Here is an 8,748-nt window from a genome sequence, read left to right on the forward strand (position 1 = left end):
CAGTTTTGCTCAAAATACATCATCTATTTGATGTTCGTCTCCTTACAGATATAGATGGGACGATCCTTCGCCTCCAAATACGTCTTTGACAGATACATTCCCAGTATTCCCATACAGAACAATTGGATTCCGCCCATCATCAAAATGATACAGGTCATAGACGGCCACCCCGCAACCGGATCGCCGAAGCACAATGTCCTGATCAAAATAATGATCAAAAAGATAAAAGCCGCGATACATACGATGATTCCCAACACAGATGCAATCGCAAGCGGTGCAATAGAGAATCCAATGATCCCCTCAATGCTGTACATGAGCAGCTTCCAGAAGGACCATTTTGTCTCCCCTGCTTTACGCTCCACATTTTCAAACTCGATCCACTTCGTCTGAAAGCCGACCCAGCCGAAAATTCCTTTGGAAAACCGGTTATACTCCTTCATCTGCATGATCGCTTCTTTAAACTGCCGGGTCATCAGCCGGTAATCCCTGGCCCCGTCCATAATTTCCGTGGAGGAGATCCGGTTCATCAGCTTATAAAAACATCTCGCAAAAAACGACCTGACCGGTGGTTCTCCCTTCCTCGTCACACGCCGGGTTGCCGCAGAATCATATCCTTCCTCCTTGATGGCATGAAGCATCTGTGGGAGTAGTTCAGGGGGATCCTGTAAATCCGCATCCATCACAGCAACATAATCACCGTCTGAATGCTCGAATCCGGCATAAATCGCCGCCTCTTTGCCGAAATTCCGCGAAAAAGAGATAAACTTGATCCTTTCATCCTTTTGGGCGTACTCTTTAATCAGCTCAAGCGTATGGTCCGCGGAACCATCATTTACAAAGACTGCCTCCAGATCATAGTCCGGCAGTTCTTCTGCTTCTTTGCAAAACGCCTGATAAAAATATGGTAATACATCTTCCTCATTGTAACATGGTACTACAAGAGATATTTTTTCCTTTGTCATTCTACTATCCTTCTCTTCATGGGTTTGGGCAGTTTTTTCCTTCTTACTGCCACATAAACAGCCATCATCACAGCCGATACGAAACTCAATAGATCTGCTGCTTTGTACAGCTTCCTGCCGACATAGACCACTTTTACCTGCCCGGCAGACACTCCTTTGGGGACTGTCAGATTCAGCAGCCCATATTTCCCGGTTTCTGTCTTGACCTCTTCCCCATTGATATAAGCCCTGTGCAGTTCATAATTATACAACGGTATCTGCAATTTGACAATCTCCTCCCGGTCTGCATCCCACTGCTTTGTGCTGTCGAAATAAAACTTTACATCCACTCCCTGCTTTTCGAAATCAGTAATCTGAACGTTCTGTTTGGAAATCACACGTTCCCCATAATCCTTCAGTCTCCAGATATCTCCAATATACAGATCCAGCCGGTAATAGTCATTGTAAGACATCAGTTCCACATCCTGATTTCTGCTGTTGATCAGTGGGGAGCCGTCTGTTATATATCCGTCCATGCATTCCAGCATTAAAATACCACTGAAAATGAGAATCGCACCTGCCGCCATCTTCCGTTTGTCCTGGTAGAGTGCATAAACTGCGATCGTCGTCACAATACAGAGGAACAGACTTGCAAATCCAAGCATTCTCCATGGGAACTGCATTTTTGACAACACTTTATAGATAGGCCAGCAATATTTTTGTAGAAAGCTCCATGGAAAATATTCTGTTGCCATAAAACAACTGATACTCCCCATCAGCAGACACGTATTCCCGATCTTCTCAAGCACCGGGTCTAAACTCTTTTTGCCGAAGGCATAGTATAGAAATATGATGCTACCAGCGAGCACAGCTCCACCTATCGTGATCGCCATCTCCTCATAGACTCCGTTTACTACATTCATTCCGGAGACTTTAAAATGGCTCAAGAACATCTGGAATAAGAAAGCGCAGTTTGCTGCAACGTCATTAATCTCCTCCACAAGAGTATAGCCCTTGGAGAATTGATCCAGAAACGGTACTAAAAACCAAAGGTTCAGTAAAATGGAAACAACGGCAGCTTTCAAACAGTTAAAAATCCGGCCCAAGCCGTCTCTGGATAACAAGTGCCGCCAGTTCATCACACAGAAAAACAGTCCGAACATAACACACATTTCTAATGTTAAAATGTGACTTTGAAGAATCCCTACGGCAGCCACTGACAGCAGCCACCACCTCTTCGAGTCACCAAATATCATCTCAGCCAGCGCATAGACGAGCAGCGGGAGGAAAATCTCAGCCAGCACTTCTCCCATAGACGCCCGCAGAAAAATATTATTCAGCCTGTATGGGTTAACCAGATATAAAAAAGCACATACAGCGCCTAATTTCTGTGATTTAAACAGCCCTTTGAAACTATAGTAGCCAGTCAGAGCCGTTGCAATATTGATCAATAAGATCCAGATCTTATATGATGTGATCAAAGACACACCCAGCAAATACAGGATTCCAGGAATGTAGACAAACAGATTAGGATAGAGGATCTCACTTACAAACCCATACCCCTGATTAATATCCACATTCATACGAACCGGGAACTGGCCTAAGAATAACGACTCTGCGATTCCTTTGATTCGGGATAAATGGAAGGAAATGTCATGTCCGTCCATTAACAGATTTCCAACAAACGGTAACGTGATCAATATGGCAGCGCCTGTCAGAAGAATTGTATACTGAGGTCTTTTCCAATTTAACCTCCAGTAGAACAGATAAATGAATACTGCAAGCAAAAGGAACACGAAAAACCCGTCTGTATAATTGTCACGGACCAGCTCTACTTTCCAGCTTTGCAGAGCAGGCTGCTCAGAAAAACGCACCTGCAGGGCATAGCTGTCCTCTTCCAGATGGAAAGGGATCGTAACGGATAACTGGTCAGGAGACTTATCCGAATCGATGACACCTTCCGCGATTATGACACCCAGGTTGTTATTTCCGTCATTGCGGTTGGTGTCTAAAAGCTGGAAGGTGATCTCCTTGGCAGGAACATCGCTGTATTCGAAGGTTAAATTGTAGTCGCCGCGGGTCAGGCCGGCGTCGAAAGCATCCAGAATGTAGCTGGTGCCGCCTTCTGCTTCTGTCCAGTTGACCTCGTCCTTAGAAAGCTGCCTGTCTATGGCATAGGTGTGGCCTTTTTCGTAGAAGAGGCAGAGGAGGGCGGATATGATGATGAAAATAAAAAAAATGTGGTGCTTTTTCATTTGTGTGAGGTACTCCTGTATGAATTTGTGCAGCAGAAACTGACATAAAAAATGCTTTTTCTCCTATTATATTTATATCTGTACCTGCCCTACTGTCTATCTCTTCCGTAAAACTTTGCGTAGGTCTTTTCGATACATAAAACAATAAAAGACAATTATACCTATTGCCAAGAACAAACAAATCACATAATTATTAAGTAATAATAATCTCCAAACTAAAGCAAAACCAATAAATAATATTACACCAAGATAAAATTTCCCTGATACACATACCAACTTCATTATACTTAAAACAATTATAACTCCCACAATTGCTGCTACATACCCTAAGAATGTACCTATGGCTGCCCCTTCTATTCCTATTATCGGAATAAGCAATGCGTTAATTGTCACATTTGTTATAGCTCCTACAGCTAAAATTATAACACTTGGCCAGGTTTTTTTTATGACTAAAAATTGATTTACAACTACTTGATAAAGCATTAGCAACAATGGCGCTACAAACAAATACGGCATTACAATGTAACCTGACAAATATTCCTCAGAAAATAGCATTTTAAATACTATCTTACTTATGGATGCCATTATCATGCCTGATGAAAAAGTAATTATACCCAAATACTCAAAAATATTTGAGGTCATTTTAACCTGATCATCATCATTCATTGTTGAGAATGCAAAAAACTGCCATCCCCCCGCAAATGCAGTATATATAAGCTGACTTATCTGTCCTATTTTCGCTCCGACTGCATAAATACCATTCCATTCTGTACCTATCAGCTTGGATATCATCAAACGATCAGAAGAATTAAATATCCAGTAAACCAAAAAATTAGGAACTAAAGGCAGGGCAATAATAAGCATGTTTTTTAGATGTTTTTTATTTATTTTACAGCTGAACCATGTATGGTTCAAAACTGTAAAAATAATTTCTACTGATAATGCTGCTAAAATAGAGGCTAATGGTAAGGCTATGACATAGTATCCTTTTAATAATAAAGGAATCGATATACTATAGGAAATCACAGGACTTAGGGTATTGGTAATTAGAAAAACTTTTCTCTTGTTTTGCATACGAGTGGGGGCCGATACAATAGAATTTGTCGCTCCTATTAATATGCTCATAGCAGAAAGACATAACAGATTAGCATATTTTCTGTCACTAAAAAATAATACTGCCATTGGCTTTCTAAATAATATCATTAATACAAAGATTATTGCTGAAGTAATTAATGTAAATGTTAATGCTGTAGAGCATATTTCCTTTTTATACTCTTGTTCACCTTTCTCAAAGAATAAACGAAATAAAGCATCATACATTCCCATTATAGCAATAGCCTGTCCAAATGAGACTATTACTGTTGATATATCATTTAGACCAAAGTAAAATGTATTCGGCATTAATCTTGTTACAATAGGTAACATAATAAACGGAACAATTTTACTAATCATTCCGCCCAATCCATATACAAGAAAATTTTCTATAAAAAGTTTAAACCTACTCATTCTTTCCTTCCGTTCTCATCTTTAGATATTTTAGCAAATTCATCTTCCAATATTGCAAGCCAAATTAAACTTTCATATGCACCGTTTTTATTGATAACATGATCAATAAAAGTACCTTCATTTCTAAATCCAATTTTATTATAGAACTTTTGCGCTCGAATGTTGCCACTCCTAACATAAAGATATACCTTATGCAATTTTAACACTTCAAAGGCTATCCGCAAAATTTCTACTGTTGCAAATCTAGCCGCACCACTTCCCATAGCGGATTTTTTTAAGATGATTGCATATTCTGCATTTTTATCTGTATCCGAAATATTCTTCAGACTGACGGTTCCTAAATATTCATCTTCATCTGTACAAATCGCCCTGTTTAATGTTGCACTCTCATCCTCGTTAGATTTTCTAATAAACTGTAAACAATCTTCGATTGACATATGCATAAAATCTGCAGCCATATTTTCAATAACGTCTTGATCATGCATCCATTCTATCATTGGTTCTGCATCTTTTTCTTTTAAATTCCTTAAATACATACTAAATTCCTTTACTTAAATTCATTCAATGCATCAATTACATACTGAATCTCTTCTTCTGTCATACCATAATACATCGGAATACTCAATTCCGTAGCTGAAATTTCCTCTGCAATTAGATATGCCCCTTCTGGTATTCTCAAATTTTTATAAGCCTTTTGAAGATGTAACGGTATTGGATAATGCATATTGGTACCAATATTTTTTTTATCCATATACTTTTCTAAACGGTTTCTATCATAACATCTTATTGCAAATATATGCCATACTGATTCAACCTCATCTAGAATCTTAGGTAAGATAATTTTAGGGTTAATAATTTCCGTTAAATACCTCTTTGCAATTCTTTTTCTTTCATTATTCCATTTGTCTAAATATTTAAGTTTGGTAGTTAACAATGCAGCTTGCACTTCATCTAATCTCGAATTATTTCCCTGATAAATATGATTATACTTTTCAATAGAACCATAATTACCTAGAGCCCTTATTGTTTCAGCAAGTTTTACATCGTCTGTTACAACAGCCCCTGCATCTCCTAAAGCTCCCAAATTCTTCCCTGGATAGAAGCTAAATGCTGCTGCATCTCCAAAATTTCCTACCTTTTTCCCTTTGTACTCTGCTCCATGAGCCTGCGCACAATCTTCTATCAAAAACAAATTGTATTTTTGAGCTATACTACAAATCGCATCCATTTCTGCCGGTTGACCATACAAATGCACCGCAATAATTGCCTTAGTCTTTGGGGTGATTTTTTCTACTATTAATTCAGGATTGATATTAAATGTCTCGATTCTGGGTTCTACAAATATGGGGGTTGCTCCTGTATACGAAACCGCTAATGCTGTAGCAATAAATGTATTAGAAGGTATTATAACCTCGTCTCCTTCTGAAATACCTAAGGCCTTTAAACTAAGCATTATCGCATCCAGACCATTACCACATCCTATGCAGTATTTTCTATTTTGATAATCTGAAAACGCTTGTTCAAATTTAGTATCCTCTTCTCCACCTATAAACCAATTATTATCTAATACTCTTTTAAAGTCTAACAATAACTCTTCTTTTATTTCACTATGCATATCTTTTACTGTCGAAAATAAAATATTCATACTTAATCCCTCATCACATATAATATTTACTGAACCATTTCTAAAAACTTATCATAATCCCTAATATAATCTTTTTCATCATAATATTCAGATGCCAGAACTAAAAGCACTGCATCCTCAGAAAAATCATACATTTCTCTCCATATATTATTCGTGATAAGTATTCCCTCGTAGGGATTCTCTAATAATACTATTTCCTTTTCCTTTCCATCGTCTAAAAGAATTTTACATGAACCATGGACACATACTAGTATCTGTTGCAAACATTTGTGAGCATGAAATCCTCTTCGTACCCCTTTTCCCGTATCATACATATAATATATTCTTTTAATCTCAAATGGAATATCCTTCCATTCCTCAATTGCTACCAGTTGCCCTCGTTTATCTCCATGCTGTTGAAATTTTATTTTTTCTAACCTCATACATTTCTCCTCTTAATAATTTGATTTTATTTCAATCTATAATATATAAATCTAACATTTTTGTCTCTTTCACAGAGTCCTCCGCTATTTTTTTCTCAATATAAGAAATACTGTCTAAATCTAATGGATTAACTAAAATTATACACTTTCCTTCTATCTGAGTTACTTCCTGTCTTTCAATAACATGAATAGATCTACTAGGAATCATAAATTGCAAATATTTAGGATTTACACTATATAAATCGTGTTCAACATCATGTACATAATAAATATCTAATTTGTTATAGTATTCTATTTCTTCCTTTAATGGTAATGTACTAGATGTAAATCTTTCTCTCGCAGCATTCATATATGTACTAGACTTATATCCAATAGTTATAAAAATAACAAAAAAAATCCCACTTATTAAGAAAACTTTTACCAATGCTTTTTTGATGGTAGGAACAAATACAATTATAATGAAAAAAATTAAACTTACTAAAAAAATTTTTATAAATGCACTCTTACAATCTACTGAATTATCATAAAAAGTTCCTATGATAGGACTACAGATTGTGTTAAAAAACTTATCTGCTTCATTTACTCTATAATATAAACTTCTAATCCCTATTGCTAGAAGAATAAATGAAATAATTCCACTATAACGTGAAACTTTTTTATTTGTAATTACAAGTAAAATACCCCAATACAAAATAGGACCTAAAACATATTCCATATAACGTGAGTAAACTATTATGTCTTTTCTTGATGACCAGTCTAGCATTTGTAAACTATTTAATATCCACATTATTACTATTATAGAAACACACCAGAATTGCGAAATAAGATACTTATTCCATATTTTTTTTTCTTTTATATTACCAATCAATATCTTTGTAAAGAATATAATTGGCCCAAAAATAGTTAAACCTGTACCTATTATTAAATATAGTAACTTACCACCTAATGATTCTAGAAAAAGTTTAAAGTTCACCACTAAATTACCAAAATATGTTGCAACTGTATTCCTATTAATACTTAGGTTATTCATATTCGATAAATTTGAGTTACTCCATAATGTTGCAATTTGAATTTTTGATATTTGCTTAACGCACACATATCCTACAATAATTAAAAGCGGGAGTAAAATAATGTTCCATTTCCCCTTATTGTGTTTAATTAAAATCATAAATAAGCATAAGGTCCCAGATAAAATCAAACCGATACTTCTTGAATGTACGAAATATGCGTATATCATAAGGAATACTTCCAAGAAAAATAACTTGTAAGAAAATTTTTCATCTAATCTTATGATACAATATGTCATACACCATACCAATAAATACAAAAGAGTTTCACTCCATGCTATTTGAGCATATGTGATATTACTTGGAAAAATAATTGTTAGTAAACTAACTAGATTAATAATTCTTTTATCCACCTTACTAAAAACTCTCTGCCCTATGTTACAACAAAGGAAATACGACATAACTAAAAAGAATATATTTAAACCAATTGCTATCTTATACCAAAACTCAGGTGACGAGAATATTTTCATTATCGGAATTAAAAAGATACTATATCCTAAAGAGTAATATGGAGTTTCTGCAATTAATGAAGACCAGTCGTATCCAGCAATTGAAGCAGCATTTCCCCAATAACCAAATTCGTCGTTTAAAACTGCTATATAATCTAATTTTTGAATATTAGTACAACACAGCACAATTATTACACTAATTGCAACCATGTGAAAAAGGTATACATGCCTATTATATTTACTCATTTAATAATATCTCCTCAATAGTGTCTATTTTTTTGAATTTACAAAACATCTATAAAATTTTCCCCCTTATATTTTCCCTTTTTCCACTGATGCTTTGTTTTTAAATATATAAACAGATATGCTGGTTCAGTCAAATTTCTTAATACTAAGCGTAATAACTTTGGATAATTATTCCATTTCCGTTTTCTAATCCCCCTATTTATATAATTATTTTTCT

7 protein-coding genes are annotated in these 8,748 nt (G+C 35.6%); all 7 read right to left on the reverse strand.

Features of this window, described 5'->3' with window-relative positions:
- Window positions 1-23: 23 nt before the first annotated feature.
- Window positions 24-962 (reverse strand): glycosyltransferase family 2 protein, encoded by a 939-nt coding sequence (locus AC4OGX_RS21925; protein WP_493333043.1) that lies wholly within the window; start codon window positions 960-962, stop codon window positions 24-26.
- On the reverse strand, window positions 959-3,196 hold the full coding sequence (locus tag AC4OGX_RS21930) for a putative glycosyltransferase family protein (protein ID WP_493333044.1): 2,238 nt from the start codon (window positions 3,194-3,196) through the stop codon (window positions 959-961). Before AC4OGX_RS21930 ends, AC4OGX_RS21925 begins: the two co-directional genes overlap by 4 nt.
- Before the next feature lie 96 nt (window positions 3,197-3,292).
- Window positions 3,293-4,702 carry a lipopolysaccharide biosynthesis protein gene (locus AC4OGX_RS21935; RefSeq protein ID WP_493333046.1) on the reverse strand — a complete coding sequence of 470 codons (1,410 nt, stop codon included), beginning with the start codon at window positions 4,700-4,702 and terminating at the stop codon, window positions 3,293-3,295.
- Window positions 4,699-5,238: a GNAT family N-acetyltransferase gene (locus tag AC4OGX_RS21940; protein WP_493333048.1), complete on the reverse strand. Its 540-nt coding sequence runs from the start codon at window positions 5,236-5,238 to the stop codon at window positions 4,699-4,701. The genes AC4OGX_RS21935 and AC4OGX_RS21940 overlap by 4 nt, the downstream gene beginning before the upstream one ends.
- Before the next feature lie 11 nt (window positions 5,239-5,249).
- A complete protein-coding gene (locus tag AC4OGX_RS21945; RefSeq protein ID WP_493333050.1) occupies window positions 5,250-6,347 on the reverse strand; it encodes a DegT/DnrJ/EryC1/StrS family aminotransferase in 1,098 nt (365 codons plus the stop codon).
- 26 nt (window positions 6,348-6,373) lie between these two features.
- The gene (locus AC4OGX_RS21950; protein ID WP_493333052.1) at window positions 6,374-6,769 is read right to left on the reverse strand and encodes a sugar 3,4-ketoisomerase; all 396 of its coding nucleotides are present in this window, start codon (window positions 6,767-6,769) and stop codon (window positions 6,374-6,376) included.
- Window positions 6,770-6,800: 31 nt separating this feature from the next.
- The gene (locus AC4OGX_RS21955) at window positions 6,801-8,531 is read right to left on the reverse strand and encodes a hypothetical protein (RefSeq protein WP_493333054.1); all 1,731 of its coding nucleotides are present in this window, start codon (window positions 8,529-8,531) and stop codon (window positions 6,801-6,803) included.
- Window positions 8,532-8,748: the final 217 nt, after the last annotated feature.

The organism is Faecalicatena sp., from assembly GCF_058819085.1.